The following is a 22,194-nucleotide window of genomic DNA, read 5'->3' as shown; positions in this document are numbered from 1 at the left end:
GAGTCAAGGGTCGCGGTGAAAACGTTCCCGGGAAGGATCCTTCGATGGCCGGTATGCTGGTCGCGAGGAGGTGCCATGGTCGACATCGAAGTGAGCGAACGTCACGTCGTCACGCTGAAAGACGTCGCCTCGGCCTCCGGGGTGAGCATCTCGACGGTCAGCCGGGTGCTCGACGACCGGACCCCTCCGTCGTCGTCCGCGACGGCCAAGCGCGTGCGGGCGGTGGCCGACGAGCTCGGCTACCGGCGCAACGTCTCGGCATCCAGTCTCCGCCGGGGCGCGACCGCCACCCTCGGCGTTCTCGTTCCTCGTCTCACGGATGCCGTGATGGCGCTCATGTTCGAAGCGGTCGAGCGCGCATCGCGTCGGCGCGGCTACTTCGCCGTCGTCGCGACCTGCGGAGACGATTCCGACGAGGAGCGGCGGGCCACCGAGACGCTGCTGGATCGCGGCGTGGACGGTCTGGTGCTCGCGACGGCCAGGCTGGACGACGTTCTTCCCGCGTCGCTGCGCGACCGGGGGATCCCGCACGTGCTCGCCCTGCGCACCGACGACGTCAGCCCCTCGGTGCTCGGCGATGACGAGACCGGGGGCTACCTCGCCGTGCGGCACCTGCTCGACCTGGGGCACCGCGACATCGCCGTCTTGACGGGGCCGTGGTTCACCTCGAGCGGTCGCGACCGCCGCGCGGGCGCCGAGCGGGCGCTGCGAGAGGCCGGTGTGAGCCTGCCCGAGGAGCGTGTGCTGGCCGTGGGGTACGGGCTCGACCACGGCATCGACGCCGGGCACCGTTTGCTCGGCTCGGCGGACCGGCCCACCGCGGTGTTCGCCGCCAACGACAACCTGGCCGTCGGCGTCTCCACAGTCGCGCAGTCGCTCGGGCTGGAGGCGGGCCGCGACCTGTCGATCGTCGGCTACAACGACATCCCCCTCGTCTCGAGGCTGCCCGTGCCCCTCACCTCGGTGCGCACGCATTTCGACCGCGTCGCCGAGGTCGCCCTCGACCTGCTGCTCGCCGACGGCTCCGAGGGGCGGATCGAGCGCGTCATGCCGACGTTGATCCCGCGCTCCTCGACGGCTCCGCTCGCTCCGCGTCCGAGATCCTGAGCATCACACGGCGGCCGCAAGGGAGCTTCGATACTCGGGCGCCGCGGCGTCGATGGTGTACTCCAGGATCTCAACCTTGTGTTCCCGGAGGGCGTCCAGCACTTGCTCCGGAGTCGCTCGGAAATACTCCCGTCGGAGATTGATCTTGTTGATTCGATCAGCGGAGAAGTGTGCGTGCAGCTTCGCCTCGATCGAGACCGCGTCGTCGGCGAAGAACAACGCGTGTACGTCGAATCGAAAGGGGACGGAGGCATCACCCAGTTCGTTGACGCGGTCCATCGGGTCGAGCCGTCGAGTCAGTCCGATCTTGACGACATCAGGCCCGAAGGCGCCGACATTGCTGATGACGTAGACGTACCCCGCTCGAATATTAGCGGCGCGGTAATCGACATTCTCAATCGCGTGCTCCACGTCCGCCAGCTTCGCGCGCAAACGGTCCGCGCCCTCGATGTCGCCGTTCGCGATGAGCGTGGAAAGTGCGTTGGCATAATGCGCGCGTTCTTTCTGCAGGCGTTCCTTCTCCCGCGCGAGCTCCTGCTCGGCCTTACGCTGCTCTCGGAGCTCCTCACGACGCGCCCGCTCGAGTTCCTTTTCAACTTGGACGGCCTGGAAGTGGCGACTCGTTAGCTCGAGTTCCTTCAGACGGAGATGGTGGTAGGCAGACGTGATCCGCAGGTCGATCATCGTTCCGAGTCGCTCGACCTGCGCGACCACCGTGGACAGTCGCTTGCGCGCCGCCTCGAGATTGCCTGCCTTCACCGTTTTGACACAGTTCTCAGCCTCGGCGTTATAGGCCCTCAGCAGGAGCTTGGACATGTCAGAGACGAACTTGCGCCCTTTCGCTGCGCTGTTGTTGAAGACGAAGTTCGACGAGGCCTCCGTGGCTTCGCCGGTGCGCACACGTTGCTTTATCTGCGTTCGCACGGATTCAAGCTCCGTGCCGAGCGCCACCGATGACTCGGCGGGGTTCTCGAAATCGAAGAGTCCGAACTCCTGAAGGTGCACGGCATCGCGAAGGTCGACAACCTCGTCGGCGATGCTCGACCGCTCGGCGATGGCTCTCGTGGTGTCGGCGCGCAGTTCCGCGAGTTCTCGCTTCGCAGAATCGATCTCCGCACGCAACGCACGCTTGCGATCGTCAAGTTCGACGACATCATCGAGTCCGTAGTGCGATATCAATCCCGCGAGTCGCTCGTTTTCGACCATCAACGTCTGCGCCTGCTTCTTGGCGCCGAAGAATGAGACCTTGCCCTGAGAGGGTGTGACGCCGTCGACGAACTCGCGCACTTCGGTGGCTTCGTGCGCCGGTGCGGACTGTAGCGACCGGGCGGGCTCGGCAGCGCGAGAAGGCGCCTCGTCATGGTTGCGGTCCGCCGCTTCCCGCACCTCAGCCTCCCTCTGAAGACGCTCCCGCTCCGCTCGGCGAGAACGAGAAGCCGACTCGCTAACCGCTTCGGAGCGGGTCTCGGACAGCTGGCCGGGGGAGGCTGCGGTGAGTGGGTCCAGGCTCTGCGAACCTGACGTGAAGACGTGCTCCGTCCACGTCGCGCCGTCCCAATATCGGCGTTCGTGCCGTCCGGTCGGATCCGGAAACCAACCTGCCGGTGGGTTCAAGTTACTGGTCATTGGTGCCCCTCACTTCGTCACCCCAATATGGTCCATGACCGTCGAGCGCTCCAACGCGGGAACGGAGTAGCGTCGAGGAGTTCGCGCGTACGCGCTGGCGATCGAAGGAGCACCATGACCCCCACCGCTGCGTCCGCCACCGAGCGCTACCGGGCCGCGCGTGACGAACTCCTCGCCGCGCGCACCGACCCCCACCGGGCGGCGGCGTTCACCTGGCCGCGCTTCGAGGGGCCGTTCAACTGGGCGATCGACTGGTTCGACCCCATGGCGCGCGGCAACGACGCCCCCGCGCTGATCGTCGTCGACGACGACGGCACCCACCATCAGCGCACCTTCGACGAGCTCGCGCGCCGCTCCGACCAGGTCGCCGCGTGGTTGGCATCCCGAAACGTCCGCCGTGGTGAGACGGTGCTGCTGATGCTGAACAACCAGGTCGAGCTGTGGGAGGCGATGCTCGCGATCATGAAGCTCGGCGGTGTCATCGCCCCGACCACCACCGCGCTGGGCACGACCGATCTGGGCGACCGCATCGAGCGCGCCGAGATCCGCCACGTGATCGTCGGCGCGGCGGATGCTGAGAAGTTCGACGACCTGCCCGACGGTCTCGGACGAATCGTCGTGGGCGGCGAGCACCTTGGGTGGGCGACGTACGACGACGCCTTCGCGGTGGATGCCGAGCCCGCCCGGCATCCGGGAACCACCGCCGACGACCGGTTGCTGCTCTATTTCACCTCGGGCACCACGTCGAAGCCGAAGCTCGTGGAGCACACGCACGCGTCGTACCCCGTCGGCCACCTCAGCACGATGTACTGGCTGGGCCTTCAGCCCGGCGACGTGCACCTCGCGATCAGCTCGCCCGGGTGGGCGAAGCACGCGTGGAGCCTCTTCTTCGCGCCGTGGATCGCCGGGGCCACCGTGCTCGCACTCAACTACTCGCGGTTCTCGGCGGAGCGGTTGCTCGCCGAGCTCGAGGCCGACCGTGTCACGACGTTCTGCGCGCCGCCGACGGTGTGGCGCATGCTGATCCAGGCCGACCTCACCGGCCGACGCGGGGCGCTGCGCGAGGTCGTGTCGGCGGGGGAGCCGCTCAACCCCGAGGTCATCGCGTCGGTGCAGCGTGCGTGGGGACTCGACATCCGCGACGGGTACGGGCAGACCGAGATGACCGCGGTCGTCGCCAACACCCCCGGCGCCGACCTCGTGCCCGGCTCGATGGGGCGGCCCCTGCCGGGCTGTCCGGTCGTGCTCGTCGACCCCCTGACGGGGGAGCGCGCCGACGAGGGCGAGATCTGCCTCGACCTCACCGATCGTCCGCTGAACCTCATGACCGGCTACGTCGGCGACCCCGAGCGCAACGCCGAGGCCTTCGCCGACGGACTGTTCCACACCGGCGATGTCGCCCGGCGCGATGAGACCGGCAGCATCACCTATATCGGGCGCACCGACGACGTGTTCAAGGCGTCGGACTACAAGATCAGCCCGTTCGAGCTCGAGAGCGTACTCATCGAGCATCCGGCCGTGGTCGAGGCGGCGGTCGTTCCCGCTCCCGACGAGCTACGACTGGCCGTGCCGAAGGCGTACATCGTGCTGGCGAACGGACGCGAGGCGGGGGAGCAGGTCGCGCTCGACATCCTGCGCTTCGCGCGCGAGCGACTGGCGCCGTTCCAGCGGGTTCGTCGGGTGGAGTTCTTCGAGCTGCCCAAGACGATCTCGGGCAAGATCCGCCGCGTCGAGCTCCGCCAGCGCGAAGAGGCCGTCGCCCGCGGTGAGGTCGAGTGCGTCGAATGGACGGATGCCACCCTGCGGGGCTGACGCCGTTGACACCGCCCGGCCGGCGTTGCACCCACGGATGCCACTCTGCGGCGCGCGCGACGTCGGCAACCCCCTCGCGGGCACCCACCGAACGTGTGAGCATCGACGCATGGACCACGAGAAGAAGCAGCCGTTCGAGAACCCCACCGTCGACGAAGAGAGCGACATGCCCTCGCACCAGGAGGAGCGTGTCATGGGCCGCGAGACCGAGCGCGAGATCGATCAACTGATCAACGGCATCGAGGGCTGACCGGCCCGGCGTCAGACCGGTTCGGTCGTGCGGATGAGGCCGCAGGTGACGCACGACCACGCGACGAGGAAGCGCTCGTCGTCGAGGATCTCGAAGCGCAGCGGGTCGCCGCACGTCGGGCACGTCCGCGGGTCGAGCGGGCGCGTCATCGCGCGAACGTGACGTGCACGACGCCGCTCTCCGCCACCTCCGAGGTGACGGTGTAACGGGTATCGAGACCGCGCAGGTCGTCCCACAGTCGTCCGCCGCGACCCAGGATGACCGGGCGCACCGCGACGTGGAGGCGGTCGACGAGGTCGGCCTCCAGCGCTGCGCGCACCGTCGACAGCCCCCCGCCCACCCGCACGTCGGCGTCGCCGGCGAGGCTTTGGGCCCGGGCCACGGCATCCGTGATGCTCTTCGAGGAGAACTCGAAACGGGTGCCGTTGTCGAACTCGATGGGCGCGCGTTCGCGATGGGTGAGGACGATGACGGGCACGCGGAACGGCGGTTCGTCGCCCCACCACCCACGCCAGTCGGGGTCGTCGGGGAAGGAATGCAGGCCGAACATCGCCGCGCCGATCACCTCGGCGCCGACGCCCTCGAAGTACGCCGCGGCGTAGCGGTCGTCGACGCCGGTCGTGCCGGCGCCTGTCGTGTCGCCGAACACACGTTCGCGGAAGGTTCTCGTCGCCATGTAGTCGGCGACCAGGCGACCCCAGTCCTCGCCCATCGGGTTCTCGGGCGACGGATCGGCGGGCGCGGCGACCCCGTCGAGCGAGATGTTCAGATCGACGCGGACAGCCATGGCATCCCTCTCGCGAACGAGCTCAGCGGTAGTTCGTGAACTGCAGGTCGACGTCGAGGTCGGCGGCCTTGAGCAGTCGCTGCACCTCTTGCAGGTCGTCGCGCGACTTCGACTGCACGCGCAGCTCGTCGCCCTGGATCTGCGACTTCACGCCCTTGGGTCCCTCGTCGCGGATGATCTTGCCGATCTTCTTCGCGTTCTCCTGCGAGATGCCCTCCTTCAGCGTGGAGGTGATGCGGTACTCCTTGCCGCTGGCCACGGGCTCGCCGCTCTCGAGGCTCTTCAGCGAGATGCCGCGCTTGATGAGCTTGGTCTGGAACACGTCGAGCACGGCGTTGGCGCGCTCCTCGGAGTTCGCCTTGATGACGATCGACTCGCCGCTCCACGCGATGGAGGCGTCGGTGCCCTTGAAGTCGTAGCGCTGCTCGACCTCTTTGTGGGCCTGGTTGAGCGCGTTGTCGGCTTCCTGCCGGTCGATCTTGGACACGATGTCGAACGAAGAATCAGCCATGCATCGATTCTATTCGCGAGCCCCCGGCGCGCAGCCCCTGGACACCAGGCCCTCGACGTCCGACGAGAGGTCGAACTCGCTCTGCACGTCGGCGAAGGCGGCCACCTCTTCGCGGAGCCTCGCCTCGAGGCGTCGCCCCTCGCGCACCCACTGTCGGCGGTGATCCTGGGCTTCCCACCCGGTCTCGGGCAGGTGATGCGCCTCCCAGTACGCCTGCCAGCGGGCCAGGTCGGCCGCCAGGCCGGGCGTCAAACCGTACTCGTCGGGGCCGGTGGCGTACCCGACGTCCCACGTGGGCGTCGAGCTCTCCCAGAGCGGATAGTCGCGACTGTAGTCCGGGAACAACCGGATGGTGCGGCGGGCGGGCGGCACTTCCCGCCGGGCGCGGGGGAGATCCGGCCAGCCGTCCTTCGGCGACCGGTCGTCGTCGCGGCGGAGCACGCCGGTCCAGGATGCCGACTGCTCGCCGGTGCGGCTCCGCACCTCGCCGGGTCTGCGGCCCGTGAAGGTGAAGCCGCTCTTCTGCGCGACGCGCATCGAGGCCACGTTGCCGATCACGCATTCCCATCGCACGGCCGCGAGGCTCGTCCGGGCGAACATCGCGTCGACGACCGCGGGGAGGGCTTCCGGCAGGATGCCGCGTCCGCGGTGCTCTCCACCGAGCCAGAACCCCACCATGCCGCTTTCGACCCGCACGCCGATGACGCCGATCAGGGGAGCGCCCGCGTTCTCGCGGATCGCCCACGTCCACTCGCGGTCGTCGGCCCATCCGGTCGTGACGTACTGGTCGACGAAGCTCACGGCATCCCCGCGGGTGTACGGCCACGGGATCGTCAGGAAGTGTTCGAAGACCGGGTCGGAGCAGTACCGGGTGATGTCATCGACGTCGTCGTCGGTGGGCTGATCGATCACCAATCGTTCGGTGCGCAAAGCGAAGGGCTCCATCGCCGCAGCCTACCGAGACGCTCGTAGACTCGGATGCCATGCAGGCACTCACCGAAGACCAGGTCCGGGACGCATTCGTGAACGCCACCCCCGACGAGCTGCGCGTGCTCGCCCTGCCGCACGACTTCCTCCTGGCCGACTGGGATCACCTCGACTTCCTCGCCTGGCGCGACCCGCGGACCCGCGGTCGGGCGTACATCGTGACCGAGCACGAGGGCGAGCCCACGGGCGTGGTGCTGCGCGGCGCCGAGGGGCAGTCGCGCGCTCGCTCGGCGATGTGCAACCTCTGCCACACGATGCAGCCGGGCGATCAGGTGTCGCTGTTCACCGCCCGCAAGGCGGGCGAGGCCGGCGAGCACGGCGACACTGTGGGCACGTACATCTGCGCCGACATGTCGTGTCACGAGACGGTGCGCCTGGCCGCGCCCCTCGCGCCCAGCGAGATCCGCGCGAGCGTGGACCGCAAGATCGACGGCACGAAGCGTCGCACCGAGGAGTTCGTCGCGCGCGTGCGGGACGCCGCCGAGGTCGCGCGCTGACGCGCGTCGCGGTCGTGGTTCGACGCATGGCCGCGGGGATAGTAGAGTGATCTATCGCGCCTCCGGTCGACTGAGAAAGCCGGGCGGGTGCGCACTCTGGCGAGTTACCCAAGCGGCCAAAGGGATCTGACTGTAAATCAGACTGCATTGCATTCGGGGGTTCGAATCCCTCACTCGCCACCGAAAGAAAAGGGCACCCGATCGGGTGCCCTTTTCGCGTTCTCTCGTCAGGTGCGTCAGCAGGCCGCCAGCAACGCTTTCGACCGCACCTCGAGGAACGACACCAGTGCGCCGAGCACGACGACCTCGTTGCCGAGGTTGACCAGCTCGACGGCGCTGAGCTCGATGGTGGCGTCGCGCGCCTCCATCGTCGCTTTCCAGGCGCCGTCGCCGCCGGCGATCGGCTGCAGGTACGTGACCGTCTTCGCTCCGCTCAGGTCGACCACGATCAGGCCCGCGTCGGGGTCGGACTCGTCCTCCTGCTCGAGCAGGCGGATCTCGCTGCCGGTGAGGTAGCCGAGCTCGCGGAACTGGGTCAGCCAGTCCTCGAGGAGGTCTTTGTTCAGCAGAGGTCGTACCGGCACCGCTCTCCCCGATCCATGCACGTGAATATCATGTGCTCCCACATCAGCGTGGGCCGGAGCGGGTCGGGTGCGGGAAACGAAACGATCAGGCTGCGCGAACCGGACGACCGGCCGCGCGAGCGGGGGTGCGGAACTGCTCTTCGGCGGACTCCCACGTGCGCACGTCGACGACGAGGCCGGACGCGGCGTTCGCCTGGTCGGCGAGCGCGCGGAGGTAGTCGCCGACGAGCTGCTCGGGCTCGACGGACTCGAAGACGAAGCGGAGGGGAATGGCCGGCTGGAGCCAGATCGTGGAGCGTCCCTCCGCATCCTCCGTTCCCGTCCAGGTGAGGGTGAAAGACTCCCCGCGGCGCAACTTCGTGGATGCGATGACCTTGATGTAGCCCATCAAGCGATCCGGCAGGGAGATGGGTGCCGTGTCGGAACCGTAGTACAGGGTTGCCATGGTGATCTCCTTCGGTCGTCAGTCGGGTTCGGCTGACAACTAAGCTACCACGTATTTCACGAACTTAATTATTTTCGTGAAATATTCGGTCTTCTCACTATGGTGGGGGGAGCGGTCAGCCGGATCGCATCGAGGGGGTGGATGCCGTTGTCGCTTCCGTCCGCGTTGATGGCGGCCCTCGACGACTACGTCGCCGCCCGTGACGACGCCATCGCGAAGGCCCGCCGCGACCTCGGTGTCAGCGATCTCGAGGCGGCGGCCCTGGCGCGGATCGGTGAAGATCCCGGCATCCGTCCCTCGGTCCTCCGCGGTCACCTCGGCGTGACCGCTGCCGGTGTCACGACCCTCGTCGACCGCTTGATCGGTCGCGGACTGTTGCGGCGGGAGCTCGACGAGCAGGACCGGCGCGTCAACCACATCTACCTCGAGATCGACCTCGATGCCGAGCCGTGGGTGGCTCTGCGTCGCTTCCCCCGCGAGGTCGCGTCCGCCGTGGCATCCGAGCCCGCCGATGTCGCGCGCGCGGCCGCGGAGATGCTGGCGCGCATCACCGAACGGGTTCGCACGCGGGCGTGACTCCCTCACGCGCGCCGACCACCCTGCCGGCGTCGAGTTCCACCACCTGATCGGCGTCGCCGATGAGGCGCGCGTCATGGCTTACGCAGACGACGGTGGCACCGCGACGTCGCTCGTGCACGATGGCGGCGCGATTGCGCTCCGCGCTCGCCGCGTCGAGGCCGGTCGTGGGCTCGTCGAGGAAGAGGATGTCGGCCTCGCGTGCCAGGCCCTGCGCCAGCAGCGCGCGTTGGCGCTGGCCGCCGGACAGCGACGCGAAGGGTCGTCGCGCCAGGGGCAGGACGTCGAGACGCTCCATGGCCCCGGCGATCGCAGCCCGGTCGTCGGCGGTGAGGCGGCGGAACGCCCCGGTGCGTCCCCATGCGCCCACCGACACCATCTCGCGCACGGTGAGGGGCAGGTGCTCCGAGACGGCGGCGCGCTGGGGGACGAAGGCGCGTGAGCGTGTGCCGACGTCGACCCGTCCCGACGACGGTTCCCGTGCGCCGGCGAGCACCTCGAGAAGCGTCGACTTCCCCGCGCCGTTCGGGCCCACGAGAACCGTGAGTGCTCCGGCCGCGACGTCGAGGTCGACGCCGCTCAGTGCCGGCGTACCGCCGAAGTCGACTCGGATGGCGCGCGCGACGACGGCAGTGAGGGGCATGGCATCCAGTATACGAGTTTGAGAATCGTTCTCATTCTCGCTAGCGTCGGGCACCGTGTCCTGGCTCTCCGATCCCTTCTCGCTCGAGTTCGTGCAGCGCGCCCTGCTCGGCGGCGTTCTCGTGGCGATCCTGTGCGCGATCGCCGGAACCTGGGTGATCGTGCGGGGAATGGCGTTCCTCGGAGAGGCGCTCGCGCACGGCATGCTGCCCGGCGTCGCTCTGGCGACGGTGCTCGGACTGCCCGTGCTGCTGGGGGCCGCGGTGAGCGCCGTTGCGATGAGCCTCGGCATCGGGGCGTTGCAGCGGCGGGCCAGGCTCTCCTATGACACGAGCATCGGACTGCTGTTCGTCGGCATGCTCGCGCTCGGGGTGATCGTCATTTCGCACGCCGGGAGCTTCGCGACGGATGCCACGGCCATCCTCTTCGGCGACATCCTCGCCATCGGGGTGGGCGATCTCATCGTCCTGGCCGTCGCCGTGGTCATCGGCGTCGTCGCCGCGCTGCTGGCTCACCGCAGTCTTGTCGCGCTCGCCGTCGACGAGCGCGTCGCGCGTGTGCTCGGCCTCGGGCCCCGCGTCGCCCAGACGGTTCTCGTCGGGCTCGTGACGCTGGCCGTCGTCGCCTCGTACCAGGCGGTGGGATCGCTGCTCGTCGTCGGCCTGCTCGTCGCGCCCGCGGTCGCCGCGCGCCAGTGGACGCACCGCATTCCGACCACCATGGCGCTCGCCGCCGCGATCGGCGCCGTCTCGGTCGCCGCGGGCCTGCTCGTCTCGTGGCATGCCGCCACCGCCGCGGGCGCGACCATCGCCGCCTCGGCCATCGCCGCTGCCGGAGTGTCGTGGGCCCTTCGCGCGTGCCGTGACGTGGTGCGCCGGCGCGTGGCATCCCCTGTCCTCCTTCCCGCCTGATCCAGAAAGCCCCCCATGCTCCACCCCGCCTCCCCCCGACGGCTCGCGCCCCTCGGTGCGCTGCTGCTCGTGGCCCTCGCCGGCTGCGCCGCTCCGGCCGTGACGACCGCCCCCGACCCGACGACCGAACCGACCGCCGACACGCACGGCGAGATCGCCGGAGCCGCCGAGGTGGCGGAGCCCGCCGTCGGTCTGACCTCCATCGACGGCGCGGGGCACGTGACGCATTTCGACCTGCTCGACGAGACCACCGCCGACCTCGGGACGGTCCGCGCGCCCGTCTCTGTGCACTCCGACGGTCGTTACCTGTTCGCCTCCGACGAGACGGGTGTCTCGATCGTCGACAGCGGGGTGTGGACCTGGGACCACGTCGACCACTTCCACTACTACCGCGCGGAGGCGAAGGTGCTGGGCGACGTGCGCGGCAGCGGGGCGGCCACGGTGTCGACATCGAACTCGTCGACCACCGGGGGAACCGGGCTGTTCTTCCCCGACTCCGGTGAGGCCGTGCTGCTCGACACCGAGGCCCTGTCGAAGGGCGAGATCGTCGAGGACTTCCGCATCTCCGCGACACCGGGCGACGGACTCGTGGTTCCCGCCGGTTCGTTCGCGGCGGTCGCCGCTGCCGGCCAGGTCACGCTGCACACGGCCGACGGAACGCCGCTAGGCGAGCCGACCCCGTGCGTCGAACCCTCCGGAACGATCACCACCCGCGTCGGCGCGGTCATCGGATGCCAGGACGGCGCCCTGCTCGTCACCGTCGAGGAGGAGAAGCCCGCGGTGGAGCGCATCCCGTACCCGGCGGGCGCGACCGCGTCGCGAGCCACCGCCTTCGCCAACCGCGAGGGGCGCCCGACGGTCGCGGCGATCGCCGACGGCGCCGGCGTCTGGATGCTCGACACGCGAGAGCGCGCGTGGACGCTTCTGCCCACACCGGAGCCGGTCGTGCAGGTCACCGCCGTCGACGACAAGGACGCGAACCTCCTCGCCCTGACCCCCGACGGACGCGTGCTGGTGCTCGACGGCGAGACGGGCGCGCAGCGCGCGGCATCGCCCGCCCTCGTGGGCGCGAGCCTCGCCGCCGGGCAGCCGGTCAGCCTGATCGCCGACCAGCAGCGCGCCTACCTCAACGGTCCGTCCGAGGGGCGCATGTGGGAGATCGACTTCGCCGACGACGCCCGCGTCGCGCGCGAGTTCACGCCCGAGCGCACGCCGCTCTTCGTGGCCGAGACGGGGCGCTGAGATGCGCAGACTGCTCGCCGTAGCGCTGACCGGTGCCCTGCTCGCCCTCACCGGGTGCGCCGGGGGAGCGGCATCCGATCGTCCCCTCGTCGTGGTCACGACGAACATCCTCGGCGACGTCGTGTCGCACCTCGTCGGCGACGACGTCGAGGTGATGACGCTCATGCGCCCCGGTGCCGACCCGCACTCGTTCGAGATCTCGGCCGCCGAGGCCGCGCGCATGCGCTCGGCCGACCTGCTCGTGGCCAACGGCCTCGGGCTCGAAGAGGGGCTGCAGCAGCACCTCGACGCGGCGGCATCCGAGGGGGTGCAGACCTTCGTCGCGGGAGACGCCGTCACGGTGCTGCCGTACACCTCGACCGACGCCGACGGTGCCGACGACCCGCACTTCTGGACCGACCCCGCGCAGATGATCGCCGTCGTCGATGCGCTCACCCCCGTTCTCGAAGGGCTCGGCGCTCCCGCGGTGACCGAGCACGCCGCCGCGTATCGCGCCGACCTCGAGACCCTGGACGCCGAGATGACGACCGCCTTCGCGGCCATCCCGGCCGACCGGCGGGCGCTCGTGACCAACCACCACGTCTTCGGGTATCTCGCCGACCGCTTCGGCTTCCGCGTCGTCGGGGCCGTCATCCCCGGCGGCACGACGCTGGCCGCACCCAGCACGAGCGATCTGGCCGACCTCGTGTCGGCGATCGACGAGGCCGGGGTGCCAACGATCTTCGCGGAGTCCTCCTCGCCCGACCGGCTCGTCCGTGCGCTCGCCGACGAGGCGGATCGCCAGGTGACGGTGACCGAGCTCTTCACCGAGTCGCTGACCGACGCCTCCGGCGGCGCGCCCGACTATCTGACCATGATGCGCGTCAACACGGAGCGCATCACCTCCGGCCTGTCGCCCTGAGCGGCCGGCCCGACACCCAGAAAGAGAAATCACATGCGCAGTTCCTCCTTCCGCGCGGACGGCTTGCGTCGCGCGGGCCTGCTCGCACTCGCGATCGGCGCGACCGTCGGCCTGTCGGCGTGCGCCGGCGGCACGGGCAGCGGCTCGGCCGCGCCCGCCTCCAGCGCCCCGGCCGAGTCGAGCACCCGCGTCGCCCTGTCGTACCCGGGCGGCATCGTCGTGCTCGACGGCGAGAGCCTCGAGACGCTCGGCGACTTCACCTCCGAGGAGTTCACCCGTCTGAACTCCGCGGGCGACGGCCGCCACGTCATGGTCACCACGAGCGCGGGCTTCCAGGTGCTGGATGCCGGCACCTCCGACGCCGAGCCCGAGCTCACCGACCTCGTCTTCCCGGCATCCAAGCCCGGACACGTCGTGACCCACGGCGGCAAGACGGTCCTCTACGCGGACGGCACGAGCGACTCGACCATCTTCGACACCGATGCCCTGTTGGCATCCACCGACGAGCTCCCCGCGTCCGAGACCATCCCGGGCGTCGAGGCGCACCACGGCGTGTCGATCGCGCTCGAAGACGGCTCGTTCGTCACGACCGTCGGCAACGCCAACGGCCGCACCGGCATCGTCGTGAAGGACGCCTCGGGCGCCACCGTCGCCGAGAACGCGACCTGCCCCGGCGTGCACGGCGAGGGCACCGCGCAGAAGGAGGTCGTGGTCTTCGGCTGCGAGAACGGCGCCCTCGTCTACGCCGACGGCGAGATCACCAAGATCGACGCCCCCGACCAGCCGTACGGCCGCATGGGCAACATCTTCGTGACCGACACCAGCCCGCTCGTGCTCGGCGACTACAAGGACGATCGGGATGCCGAGGGCTACCTGCTGCACCGCGTCGCGCTGATCGACACCGAGGCCAAGACGCAGACCGTCGTCGACATGCCCGAGGGGGCCGAGTACACGTTCCGCGACCTGGCGCGCGGGCCGAGCGACCTCGGCTACATCCTCGCCTCCGACGGCGCGATCCACGTCATCGACCTGGAGAAGGGCGCGTTCACCGAGGAGTTCCCCGTCATCGGCGCGTGGGAGGGCCCGGCCGAGTGGCAGGACGCGCACCCCGCGATCAAGGTCTCGGGCGACATCGCCTACGTGACCGAGCCCGCGAAGAACGCCGTGCACGCGGTCGACCTCACCACGGGTGAGGTCGTCAAGAGCGTGACGCTCGACGTGACGCCGAACGAGATCGCCCTGACCAAGTAACCCGTCACTCACCGACCGCCCCGGTCGTACGCCACCTGCAGTGCCCCGCGCACCGCGCGTACGCCGGGGCGGTCGGCCGTTCCGCGACGGACGGCCGTGAACACCTCGCGACGCGGCTCGCCCGGCAGATCGACCAGGCGCACCGCGGGGGTGTCGCCCGCGAAGACGAGGTCGGGGATCATGCCGACGGCGTGACCGGATGCCACGAGCCGTACGTGCGCGGTCAGGTCGGCCATCTCCAAGCGCACGTCGGGCTCGAACCCGACGGCGCGGCACTGCTGCGTCGCCCACTGCCGGGCGGCGGTGCCCACCGGCTCCATCACCCAGGCGCGGCCGCGCAGATCGTCGAGTCGCTGCGCGGGGTCGTCGCGCGAGACGGCGAGGCGGATGGCATCCCGGCCCAGGAGGCTGCGCTCGATGCCGTCGCGGTGCTCGCGGGTGTGGCCGGGGTACTGCTCGGCGACGGCGAGGTCGAACCCGCGGGCGGCGACCTCGAAGAGTCCTTCCTCGGGGGCGAGCTCGGCGATCTCGATGCGCAGCTGCGGCTCGCTCGCGGCCAGCGCGTCGAGGGCGCGGGGGAGCAGGCCGTGGGCGGCGGACTGCATGACGGCGACCCGCACCGGAGCGAGGGAGGGACGCAGACGCTCGAGCTCGGCGCGCGCGGCCTCGTCGGCTGCGAGCATGTGGGCCGCGTGGGCGGCGAGCGCGGCGCCCTGCGCGGTGAGCCGCAACCGGCGCCCGTCGGGTTCGAGAAGCTTCACCCCTGCCTCCTTCTCGAGGAGGGAGAGCTGCTGGGAGATGGTCGACGGGCTGTACGAGAGCGCTTCGGCGACGGCGGCGAGCGTGCCGCGCAGCGAGAGTTCGTGCAGCAGGCGGAGGCGGCGCAGATCGAACATGTCGTCCCTTCGGCTTTGTCGATCATTATCCGTCGGTAATCATCGCTTTTGCTGACGGGATGCCGGCCTCATGCTGAGGGCATCCACGAAAGGATCGCCATGTCGCTCACCGATCAGCACACCACCGCCGCGCTCGTCTCGCCGCACGAGCTCGCCGACGAGGCGATCGCGCTCGTGCGCCGCTGGCTCGCCGCGAGCCGCGAGGAGCCGGTGGACGTGTCGGCTCAGCGCCTGGCCGGCGTGCTGCGCGACCCGCACGGACTCGACTTCACCGTCGGATTCGTCGACGGTGTGGTCCGCCCCGAGGACGTCCGCGTCGCCGCGCGCAACCTCGCCGCCCTGACTCCGCTGATCCCCGGCTTCCTGCCGCTGCACCTGAAGGCGGCGATCCGCCTCGGCGCCTTCGCGGCGCCTCTCGTGCCGCAGGTCGTGGTGCCCGCCGCTCGCATGGCGCTGCGTTCGATGGTGCGTCATCTCATCGTCGACGCCAGCGACCGCAAGCTCGGCGACGCCATCACCTCGATCCGCGGGCGGGGCGACGGCATCCGGCTCAACGTGAACCTGCTGGGTGAGGCGATCCTCGGCAAGAAGGAGGCCGCTCGCCGGCTCGAGGGCACGCGGAAGCTCCTCGCCCGCGACGACGTGGACTACGTCTCGATCAAGGTCTCGTCGACCGTCGCGCCGCACACGCCGTGGGCGTTCGACGCCGCCGTCGCCGACGCGGTCACGGCCCTGCGCCCGCTGTACCGCGTGGCGAAGGAGACCGGCACCTTCCTCAACCTCGACATGGAGGAGTTCAAGGACCTCGACCTCACCCTCGCGGTCTTCGAGACGCTGCTCGGTGAGCCGGAGTTCCAGGGTGTCGAGGCAGGCATCGTGCTGCAGGCCTACCTGCCCGATGCGCTCGCCGCCATGATCCGCCTGCAGGAGTGGACCGCCGCGCGGGTGGCATCCGGGGGCGCGCCGATCAAGGTGCGCGTCGTCAAGGGCGCGAATCTGCCGATGGAGCGCGTGGATGCCGACGTGCACGACTGGCCGCTCGCCACCTGGCCGTCGAAGCAGGCGACCGACGCGTCATACAAGGCGGTGCTCGACTACGCGCTGCGGCCGGAGCACACCGAGAACGTGCGGATCGGCGTCGCGGGCCACAACCTCTTCGACGTCGCCCTGGCCTGGCTTCTCGCGGAGCGGCGGGGAGTCGTCGGGGGTATCGAGGTCGAGATGCTGCTCGGCATGGCCACGGCGCAGCAGGCCGTCGTGCGCCGCACCGTCGGGTCGATCCTGCTGTACACCCCCGTCGTGCACCCGCAGGAGTTCGACGTCGCGATCGCATACCTCATCCGTCGTCTCGAGGAGGGGGCGTCGAGCGAGAACTTCATGTCGGCGGTGTTCGACCTCGATACCCACGAGGCGCTGTTCGCCCGTGAGCGCGACCGCTTCTTGGCATCCCTCGCCGACATGCCCGAGGGAGTGCCGGCATCGAACCGCGTGCAGGATCGCACGGCCCCGGCCGCGCCCGCGCCGACGCACGGCTTCCGCAACACCCCTGACTCCGACCCCGCGATCGCGGCGAACCGCGCCTGGAGTCGAGCGATCATCGAGCGCATGCAGGGCTCCGACCTCGGCCGCGCGACCATCGCCGCGCACACGGTGACCGACGAAGCCGCTCTGACCGCGCTGATCCAGGATGCCGCGGACGCCGCCGCCGCCTGGCGCTCGCTCGGGGCCGCCGGTCGCGCCGAGATCCTGCACCGCGCGGGCGACGCGCTGGAGAAGCGCCGCGCCGACCTGCTCGAGGTCATGGGCGCCGAGTGCGGCAAGGTCATCGAGCAGAGCGACCCCGAGGTGTCGGAGGCGATTGACTTCGCGCACTACTACGCCGAGCAGGCGCGCACCCTCGAAGCCGTCGACGGCGCGACCTTCACCCCGGTGGGCGTCACGGTGGTCACCCCGCCGTGGAACTTCCCCGTCGCGATCCCTGCCGGTTCCACCCTCGCGGCGCTGGCCGCGGGTTCCGCCGTGGTCAGCAAGCCCGCGGGTCTCTCCGAGCGCTCCGGTGCGGTCATGGTCGAGGCGCTGTGGGAGGCAGGGGTCCCGCGCGAGGTGCTGAAGCTCGTGCAGGTGTCCGAGAGCGACCTCGGCCGGCAGCTGCTGACGCATCCCGCCGTCGAGCGGGTCGTGCTCACCGGCGCGTACGAGACCGCCGAGCTGTTCCGTTCCTTCCGCCCCGACCTGCCGCTGCTGGCCGAGACGAGCGGCAAGAACGCCGTGATCGTCACCCCCAGCGCCGACCTCGACCTCGCCGCGAAGGACGTCGCGATGTCGGCCTTCGGGCATGCCGGACAGAAGTGCTCCGCGGCATCCCTCGTCGTGCTCGTCGGCTCCGTCGCCCGCTCCCGCCGCTTCCGCGACCAGCTCGTCGACGCGGTGACCTCTCTCGAGGTCGGGATGCCGTGGGACGAGTCCTCGCGCATCGGACCCCTGATCGAGCCGGCGCAGGGCAAGCTGCTCTCGGCGCTGACCACGCTGGAGCCCGGCCAGCGCTGGGTGGTCGAGCCGCAGAAGCTCGACGACGAGGGGATGCTGTGGCGCCCCGGCATCCGCGAAGGCGTGCAGCCCGGGAGCGCCTTCCATCGCACCGAGTACTTCGGCCCGGTGCTGGGCATCATGACGGCCGAGACGCTGGAGGAGGCCATCGAGATCGTCAACGCCATCGAGTACGGACTCACCTCGGGCCTGCACGCCCTGGACGCCTCCGAGATCGACACGTGGCTCGCGCGTATCGAGGCGGGCAACATCTATGTCAACCGCGGCACCACGGGCGCGATCGTGCAGCGCCAGCCCTTCGGCGGGTGGAAGAAGTCGGCCGTCGGCGCGGGCACCAAGGCCGGCGGTCCGCACTACCTGTTCGGCTTCGGCACGTGGGCGGATGCCGACGCCTCTGCGCCTCGCACCCCCGACGCCCTCGCCGCCCCCGCACTGGCGGCCGTGCCCGCGGACGACCGCGAGTGGCTGGCATCCGCTCTCGCCGGCGATGCGGCGGCGTGGACGTCGGAGTTCTCGCTCGCTCGTGACGTGACCGCTCTGGAATCGGAGCAGAACGTGCTGCGCTATGCCGCGGTACCGGTGACCGTGCGGCTCGAGGACGCCTCGTCGTCCGCTCTCGTGCGCGTCGTCGCCGCGGGGGTGCGGGCCGGCTCCGCCGTGACCGTGAGCTCCGCGACCGAGCTCACGCCCGCCGTGCGCGCGTGGCTGGAGGGTGTCGGCGTGCGCGCCGCCGTCGAGGACGCCGCCGACTGGGGCCGTCGAGCCGCACGCCTGGCTCGCACCGGCGGGCGCGTCCGTCTGCTCGGCGGTTCCGCGCGCGCGGTGGCCGAGGCGACGGGCGGTTCGCCGTCGGTCGCGGTCTACGCCGGGGAGGTCACCCGCGCGGGACACGTCGAGCTGCTGCCGTTCCTGCGCGAGCAGGCTGTATCGGTCACGGCGCACCGCTTCGGCACCCCGCGGCGGTACGAGGTGCCGCCGTTGGTCGCCGCGCGCTGAGACGGCAGACGGGCGGGGTCGTTCTCGGGCGGCCCCGCCCGTCGACGTTCGGTCGATCCGCGGACGTGAGGGCCTGGGGCGCCGTATCCGTCGGCGCGCACACCTCCTGCAGGAACGCCCGTGCGGACGCGTCGCGGGACACCGAGGGCGGTCGTGCCGGAGTCCTGCCGCGCCGGCGGCGGTTGTGCCGGGGTCGTGCCGCGCCGGCGGCGGTCACCCTGCCGGGCCAGCACTCGTCGGGAGCCTTGTGCGGGCGCACAACTCCCTAAGCACGTGTGTGGCAGTAAGCACGTGTGTGGCAACGCGAGAGGGCGGCTCGGGCGGTTGTGCAGGACGTGTGCCGTCACGGGCCGGAGCCCGGTCGTGCCGGGCCGGGGACACGGTCATGCCCGGCCAGGGCCCCGGTCGTGTCGGGCCGGGTCAGATCGCGCCCGTCGCCGCGAGCCGCTCGGCCGCGAGTCGCACCGAGGCCGGAACCGGTGTTCCGGCCGCCGTCTGGGGCGAGGTGACCGGCTCGCCCACCTGCGTGCGCAGCTGCACCGGATCGTGGCGCTGCGGCAGCTCGGCTTCGGCCTCGACGATGTCGCGTCGATCCTGGACCAGGGGTGGATGCGGATCGCATCACCCTCCTGCTCCGCGAGCGTCGCATCGAGGTCGAGCGCGAGCATCGGATCGCGGCCGCGCGGCTCGTCGACGTGGAGCGACGCCTCCACCTCATCGAGAGAGAGAAGCACATGCGAGACATCGAGATCGTCCAGAAGTCCCTGCCCGCCGTTCGCTTGGCCGCCCGTCGCCGGTTGGTTGCGGACGGTGCCGAGATGGCGAATGTCGTCGGACCGACCTTCGACGCCGTCGCCGCCGTCATCGGTGCGCAGACGGGCGCTCTCGACACCCCCATCGCGCAGTACGCCGCTCGCGAGGACGGAACGGAGGTGCTCGCGGGATACCTGTACTCCGGTGGGGCGCGCGACGGTGTCGAGATCGTCGAGCTGCCCGCCGTCGAGGTGGCGATATGCGGCATCCATCTGGGGCCGATGGAGCGAATCGGCGAGAGTTGGCAGTTTGTTCACGCGCAGATCCTCGACCGCGGGCTCGTGCCGTCCGGCCCGTGCCGAGAGCTCTACGTGCGGGCCGCCTCCGACGACCAGGCAGATTGGGTCACCGAACTGCAGCAGCCGGTTGTCGCCGTCTGACGCGGCGCAGTCTCTCTGAGTGCTATCGCTAGGTCAGCCGTCGAGCCATTGCGCTGCGGTGAGGAGTTGGCGCGCGATGTCGGGCGGTGTGCGGCCGTCGGTGGCGATGCGGATGGCGACGTCGAGGGCGTCGAGTTCGTCGGCGGCGCGTCGGCTCCGAGCGAGGTGTGCCTCGATCGCAGGTCCGAACTCGCGGCGGCGAAGTCGGTTGTCAACGGTCGCATCGTCCGCCGTCAGAAGTACTGCTGTCGCGTCGACGTCTCCGCCGAGGGCTCGGCTCAAGCCGTCCATTTGCGCCACGCTGTCCCATCAATGAGAGGTCGTTGTACCCGGCATGCTTCCCGACGCGAACGCTCCGGCAACGTCGCCACTCAGAAGGGCGGCGGATCCGATGGCGTGCCGGCGGCCAGGTCGTCACCGTCGGGGAGGAACAGGACGCGCGGCGGCGGAGCCTCTTCGATTCTCTGGCCGAGTGGGCTGACAAATCCAAGGGTGCCGTCGGGTTGCTGCGAGACGGTCCACGCGGTCTCCGTCTTGAGCGTGTGATGTCGAACACAGAGGTGAGCAAGGTTCGCCAGCGTCGTCGCCCCACCGTCGCGTGCTTCGTGATTGTGATCGATCTGGCATCGCGACAGGGGTGCACGGCATCCGGGGGCCCGGCAGTGCTGGTCGCGCGCGGCGAGGTATCGGCGCTGCGCCGCGGTGGGGCTGTAGCGGTCGACCTCGAGCACCGTGCCGGCGACGGGGTCGCACATCACGCGGTCCCAGCCGGGTGCGCGTGCCGCGAGACGGCGGGCGGTGCCCGGATCGATGGGGCTCCGGCCCGCGAGCGCCGCTCCTGCGTCGGTGCGCCCGAGCAAGGTGAGCACCGGGACGGTGATCTGCACGTGCGCACGGATCGCGCCGAGGCCGCCGGGGCACGTGTCGTCGTCTGTCGGGTCCATCGTTGGCGCGCCGGTGAGCAGGAGGTCGGCGCACACGTCGGCGCCGATCTGGGCGAGGGTGCGTTCGTCGCGCACCGGGCGGGAGTCCGCGCCGCCGTCGGCGATGTCGCCCGGCGTCACGTCGATCGTGGAACCGGAGGGCGTACTCGCAAGCAATCCACCTATGGACGAGTCCGGCGCCACGTCGATCGCGTCGGCGGCGAGGAGAGGGGCGACAGACGCGCCGAGCGCCTGGTGCCCGTCTGAGGCGTCTGTCGCCGCGCATGCCGCACGTATCGCCGCGGCCTGCCGCCGCAACCGATCGCGAATGCCGTACGCGACCGTCGCCGGCAGGATGATGCTCAGCTCAGCCATCCCGTCGGCGAGGTCTCGCACGCTCACCCCCCGTTCTTCCGCGGCTCGCGCGTGTCGAGCGGTCATGCCGACCGGCTGCACGCTCTCGGCCAACTCCCGTGCGAAGGCCCGCGTGCGGCCAGGGGAGTCGCGTTCTGCGCGCGTCAGGACGACCTGTTCCCACCCCCTCCGGGTGTCGTCGTCGTCGATCGCAGCGCCCGTGTCGAGAACTGCGTGCGCGTGCCGCATGCTGATGCGTCCGGACTCGAGGGCGTCGACCGTCGCGGCGAACTTCTCGGTGAGCGTGTGCGCTTCGCCCAGCTCTTTCTGCACGGTGAGGTCGTGGGTCTGCGTTGCGGCGGCGATGTCCAGCGCCACTGAACGCACCGGGAGTTCCCGCTCGCGTGAGCGGCGGGATGCGCATCGAGCGACCTGTTCCAACGCGATGTGCATGACCGCCGCCCTGTGACGAATGAGCCCCGCGTGCACGCGCGCCAACTCGACCGTGTCGGCCCGGATGTGCTCGACGAGCTCGCGCAGACGGACGGACTCGTCTTCGCCGGAGAGGTCGACATCCGGGGAGTGGAGATCGGTCATGGCTCTAGTTTAGAAACTATGTTCGAATGACGCGATGATGCTCACCTCGACCTCATTCGATTTCACCCGGTGGCCGCGAGCAGGCCTCACAGCGTCAGCGCCAGCATCAGCACCGCGCCGCTGTATCGCGATGCAAGGAGGCCCCCGAAGCCACCGCCACCCGCCACGCGCCCGACGCGTCACCGGCGCGCCGCCTCACTGCAGCGCCACCAACACCCCGCGCCGTCTCACTGCAGCGCCACCAACGCCCCCGCCTCGCGCTCACCCGCCGAGGATCTCCCCCGCCGCCTCACTGCCACGCCACCAACACCCCCGCCGCCTCACTGCCACGCCACCAACACCCCCGCCGCCTCACTGCCACGCCACCAACACCCCCGCCGCCTCACTGCCACGCCACCAGCACCCACGCCGCCTCACTGCAGCGCGACCAACACCCCCGCCGCCTCACGGCAACGCCACCAACACCCCCGCCGCCCGCAGCCCGCAGCCCGCCTCACCCGCACCCGCCGAGGATCTCCAACGCCGCCATGGCCGCGTTCTGCCCGCCGATGCCGCTGAC

General features: G+C 70.3%; 22 protein-coding genes and 1 tRNA gene. 12 read left to right on the top strand and 11 right to left on the bottom strand.

The features are described from left to right. Positions 1 to 75 precede the first annotated feature (75 nt). A complete protein-coding gene (locus AS029_RS14385) occupies positions 76 to 1,107 on the top strand; it encodes a LacI family DNA-binding transcriptional regulator (RefSeq protein ID WP_058233295.1) in 1,032 nt (343 codons plus the stop codon). Positions 1,108 to 1,110: 3 nt separating this feature from the next. Here the strand turns inward: AS029_RS14385 and AS029_RS14380 are convergent, their stop codons facing one another. Beyond that, positions 1,111 to 2,733 (bottom strand): SNIPE associated domain-containing protein, encoded by a 1,623-nt coding sequence (locus AS029_RS14380; RefSeq protein ID WP_175456671.1) that lies wholly within the window; start codon positions 2,731 to 2,733, stop codon positions 1,111 to 1,113. Between the two features lie 114 nt (positions 2,734 to 2,847). Here AS029_RS14380 and AS029_RS14375 point away from each other — a divergent pair, with 114 nt between their 5' ends. After that, positions 2,848 to 4,545, top strand: coding sequence for an AMP-binding protein (locus AS029_RS14375; RefSeq protein ID WP_058233293.1), 1,698 nt, complete (start codon positions 2,848 to 2,850; stop codon positions 4,543 to 4,545). 109 nt (positions 4,546 to 4,654) lie between these two features. Next, entirely contained in the window at positions 4,655 to 4,795 is a 141-nt protein-coding gene (locus tag AS029_RS17715) for a hypothetical protein (protein ID WP_167345284.1), read from the top strand. An 11-nt stretch (positions 4,796 to 4,806) separates the two neighbouring features. Here the strand turns inward: AS029_RS17715 and AS029_RS17710 are convergent, their stop codons facing one another. The 4 genes from AS029_RS17710 to AS029_RS14360 are packed head-to-tail and all read right to left on the bottom strand — an operon-like array spanning position 4,807 to position 7,038. Further along, positions 4,807 to 4,944 (bottom strand): hypothetical protein, encoded by a 138-nt coding sequence (locus tag AS029_RS17710; protein WP_167345283.1) that lies wholly within the window; start codon positions 4,942 to 4,944, stop codon positions 4,807 to 4,809. Next, the gene (locus AS029_RS14370; protein ID WP_058233292.1) at positions 4,941 to 5,582 is read right to left on the bottom strand and encodes a dihydrofolate reductase family protein; all 642 of its coding nucleotides are present in this window, start codon (positions 5,580 to 5,582) and stop codon (positions 4,941 to 4,943) included. Before AS029_RS14370 ends, AS029_RS17710 begins: the two co-directional genes overlap by 4 nt. Before the next feature lie 22 nt (positions 5,583 to 5,604). Further along, positions 5,605 to 6,093 carry a YajQ family cyclic di-GMP-binding protein gene (locus tag AS029_RS14365; RefSeq protein WP_058233291.1) on the bottom strand — a complete coding sequence of 163 codons (489 nt, stop codon included), beginning with the start codon at positions 6,091 to 6,093 and terminating at the stop codon, positions 5,605 to 5,607. Between the two features lie 9 nt (positions 6,094 to 6,102). Then, on the bottom strand, positions 6,103 to 7,038 hold the full coding sequence (locus AS029_RS14360) for a GNAT family N-acetyltransferase (RefSeq protein WP_058233290.1): 936 nt from the start codon (positions 7,036 to 7,038) through the stop codon (positions 6,103 to 6,105). 38 nt (positions 7,039 to 7,076) lie between these two features. On the opposite strand from AS029_RS14360, the gene AS029_RS14355 reads away from it, so the two are divergent. Further along, entirely contained in the window at positions 7,077 to 7,577 is a 501-nt protein-coding gene (locus AS029_RS14355; protein WP_058233289.1) for an FBP domain-containing protein, read from the top strand. Positions 7,578 to 7,675: 98 nt separating this feature from the next. Beyond that, positions 7,676 to 7,757, top strand: a tRNA-Tyr gene (locus AS029_RS14350). 56 nt (positions 7,758 to 7,813) lie between these two features. Here AS029_RS14350 and AS029_RS14345 read toward each other — a convergent pair. Both AS029_RS14345 and AS029_RS14340 read right to left on the bottom strand, forming a co-directional pair. Continuing rightward, the gene (locus AS029_RS14345; protein WP_058233288.1) at positions 7,814 to 8,161 is read right to left on the bottom strand and encodes a hypothetical protein; all 348 of its coding nucleotides are present in this window, start codon (positions 8,159 to 8,161) and stop codon (positions 7,814 to 7,816) included. A gap of 85 nt (positions 8,162 to 8,246) precedes the next feature. Beyond that, the gene (locus AS029_RS14340; protein WP_058233287.1) at positions 8,247 to 8,606 is read right to left on the bottom strand and encodes a DUF7882 family protein; all 360 of its coding nucleotides are present in this window, start codon (positions 8,604 to 8,606) and stop codon (positions 8,247 to 8,249) included. Positions 8,607 to 8,747: 141 nt separating this feature from the next. Here AS029_RS14340 and AS029_RS14335 point away from each other — a divergent pair, with 141 nt between their 5' ends. Beyond that, positions 8,748 to 9,182 carry a MarR family winged helix-turn-helix transcriptional regulator gene (locus AS029_RS14335; protein WP_058233286.1) on the top strand — a complete coding sequence of 145 codons (435 nt, stop codon included), beginning with the start codon at positions 8,748 to 8,750 and terminating at the stop codon, positions 9,180 to 9,182. On the opposite strand, the gene aztA is transcribed toward AS029_RS14335, so the two are convergent. Beyond that, positions 9,154 to 9,825 (bottom strand): zinc ABC transporter ATP-binding protein AztA, encoded by a 672-nt coding sequence (gene aztA, locus AS029_RS14330; RefSeq protein ID WP_058233285.1) that lies wholly within the window; start codon positions 9,823 to 9,825, stop codon positions 9,154 to 9,156. The two genes, AS029_RS14335 and aztA, sit on opposite strands and share 29 nt — an antisense overlap. Positions 9,826 to 9,880: 55 nt before the next feature. Between aztA and aztB the strand changes: the two genes are divergently transcribed. The 4 genes from aztB to aztD are packed head-to-tail and all read left to right on the top strand — an operon-like array spanning position 9,881 to position 14,129. Next, positions 9,881 to 10,735, top strand: coding sequence for a zinc ABC transporter permease AztB (gene aztB / locus AS029_RS14325; protein WP_058233284.1), 855 nt, complete (start codon positions 9,881 to 9,883; stop codon positions 10,733 to 10,735). Positions 10,736 to 10,750: 15 nt separating this feature from the next. Next, complete coding sequence (locus tag AS029_RS14320; RefSeq protein WP_058233283.1) at positions 10,751 to 11,977, top strand: hypothetical protein; 1,227 nt, start codon at positions 10,751 to 10,753, stop codon at positions 11,975 to 11,977. Position 11,978: 1 nt separating this feature from the next. Continuing rightward, positions 11,979 to 12,878, top strand: coding sequence for a zinc ABC transporter substrate-binding protein AztC (gene aztC / locus AS029_RS14315; RefSeq protein WP_058233282.1), 900 nt, complete (start codon positions 11,979 to 11,981; stop codon positions 12,876 to 12,878). Positions 12,879 to 12,911: 33 nt separating this feature from the next. Further along, on the top strand, positions 12,912 to 14,129 hold the full coding sequence (gene aztD, locus AS029_RS14310; RefSeq protein ID WP_058233281.1) for a zinc metallochaperone AztD: 1,218 nt from the start codon (positions 12,912 to 12,914) through the stop codon (positions 14,127 to 14,129). Positions 14,130 to 14,137: 8 nt separating this feature from the next. Here the strand turns inward: aztD and AS029_RS14305 are convergent, their stop codons facing one another. Then, a complete protein-coding gene (locus AS029_RS14305) occupies positions 14,138 to 15,025 on the bottom strand; it encodes a LysR family transcriptional regulator (protein ID WP_058233280.1) in 888 nt (295 codons plus the stop codon). A gap of 99 nt (positions 15,026 to 15,124) precedes the next feature. Here AS029_RS14305 and AS029_RS14300 point away from each other — a divergent pair, with 99 nt between their 5' ends. Next, complete coding sequence (locus AS029_RS14300; protein ID WP_058233279.1) at positions 15,125 to 18,568, top strand: bifunctional proline dehydrogenase/L-glutamate gamma-semialdehyde dehydrogenase; 3,444 nt, start codon at positions 15,125 to 15,127, stop codon at positions 18,566 to 18,568. A gap of 605 nt (positions 18,569 to 19,173) precedes the next feature. Further along, positions 19,174 to 19,761: a GyrI-like domain-containing protein gene (locus AS029_RS14295; protein WP_058233278.1), complete on the top strand. Its 588-nt coding sequence runs from the start codon at positions 19,174 to 19,176 to the stop codon at positions 19,759 to 19,761. 33 nt (positions 19,762 to 19,794) lie between these two features. On the opposite strand, the gene AS029_RS14290 is transcribed toward AS029_RS14295, so the two are convergent. Together AS029_RS14290 and AS029_RS14285 are read right to left on the bottom strand one after the other, a co-directional pair. Continuing rightward, positions 19,795 to 20,052, bottom strand: a complete 258-nt coding sequence (locus AS029_RS14290) for a hypothetical protein (protein WP_058233277.1) — start codon at positions 20,050 to 20,052, stop codon at positions 19,795 to 19,797. An 80-nt stretch (positions 20,053 to 20,132) separates the two neighbouring features. Continuing rightward, positions 20,133 to 21,635, bottom strand: coding sequence for an HNH endonuclease (locus AS029_RS14285; protein ID WP_058233276.1), 1,503 nt, complete (start codon positions 21,633 to 21,635; stop codon positions 20,133 to 20,135). Between the last annotated feature and the right edge of the window lie 559 nt (positions 21,636 to 22,194).

The organism is Microbacterium enclense (genome assembly GCF_001456955.1).
GTDB lineage: Bacteria > Actinomycetota > Actinomycetes > Actinomycetales > Microbacteriaceae > Microbacterium > Microbacterium enclense.
Note: the sequence above shows the minus strand (reverse complement) of the source record. Positions and strands in the feature narration are given on the sequence as shown.

Coding starts and splice junctions, on each gene's coding strand:
- AS029_RS14385 (WP_058233295.1), top strand. CDS start 76: ATGGTCGACATCGAAGTGAGCGAACGTCACGTCGTCACGCTGAAAGAC.
- AS029_RS14380 (WP_175456671.1), bottom strand. CDS start 2,733: ATGACCAGTAACTTGAACCCACCGGCAGGTTGGTTTCCGGATCCGACC.
- AS029_RS14375 (WP_058233293.1), top strand. CDS start 2,848: ATGACCCCCACCGCTGCGTCCGCCACCGAGCGCTACCGGGCCGCGCGT.
- AS029_RS17715 (WP_167345284.1), top strand. CDS start 4,655: ATGGACCACGAGAAGAAGCAGCCGTTCGAGAACCCCACCGTCGACGAA.
- AS029_RS17710 (WP_167345283.1), bottom strand. CDS start 4,944: ATGACGCGCCCGCTCGACCCGCGGACGTGCCCGACGTGCGGCGACCCG.
- AS029_RS14370 (WP_058233292.1), bottom strand. CDS start 5,582: ATGGCTGTCCGCGTCGATCTGAACATCTCGCTCGACGGGGTCGCCGCG.
- AS029_RS14365 (WP_058233291.1), bottom strand. CDS start 6,093: ATGGCTGATTCTTCGTTCGACATCGTGTCCAAGATCGACCGGCAGGAA.
- AS029_RS14360 (WP_058233290.1), bottom strand. CDS start 7,038: ATGGAGCCCTTCGCTTTGCGCACCGAACGATTGGTGATCGATCAGCCC.
- AS029_RS14355 (WP_058233289.1), top strand. CDS start 7,077: ATGCAGGCACTCACCGAAGACCAGGTCCGGGACGCATTCGTGAACGCC.
- AS029_RS14340 (WP_058233287.1), bottom strand. CDS start 8,606: ATGGCAACCCTGTACTACGGTTCCGACACGGCACCCATCTCCCTGCCG.
- AS029_RS14335 (WP_058233286.1), top strand. CDS start 8,748: ATGCCGTTGTCGCTTCCGTCCGCGTTGATGGCGGCCCTCGACGACTAC.
- aztA (WP_058233285.1), bottom strand. CDS start 9,825: ATGCCCCTCACTGCCGTCGTCGCGCGCGCCATCCGAGTCGACTTCGGC.
- AS029_RS14320 (WP_058233283.1), top strand. CDS start 10,751: ATGCTCCACCCCGCCTCCCCCCGACGGCTCGCGCCCCTCGGTGCGCTG.
- aztC (WP_058233282.1), top strand. CDS start 11,979: ATGCGCAGACTGCTCGCCGTAGCGCTGACCGGTGCCCTGCTCGCCCTC.
- aztD (WP_058233281.1), top strand. CDS start 12,912: ATGCGCAGTTCCTCCTTCCGCGCGGACGGCTTGCGTCGCGCGGGCCTG.
- AS029_RS14305 (WP_058233280.1), bottom strand. CDS start 15,025: ATGTTCGATCTGCGCCGCCTCCGCCTGCTGCACGAACTCTCGCTGCGC.
- AS029_RS14300 (WP_058233279.1), top strand. CDS start 15,125: ATGTCGCTCACCGATCAGCACACCACCGCCGCGCTCGTCTCGCCGCAC.
- AS029_RS14290 (WP_058233277.1), bottom strand. CDS start 20,052: ATGGACGGCTTGAGCCGAGCCCTCGGCGGAGACGTCGACGCGACAGCA.
- AS029_RS14285 (WP_058233276.1), bottom strand. CDS start 21,635: ATGACCGATCTCCACTCCCCGGATGTCGACCTCTCCGGCGAAGACGAG.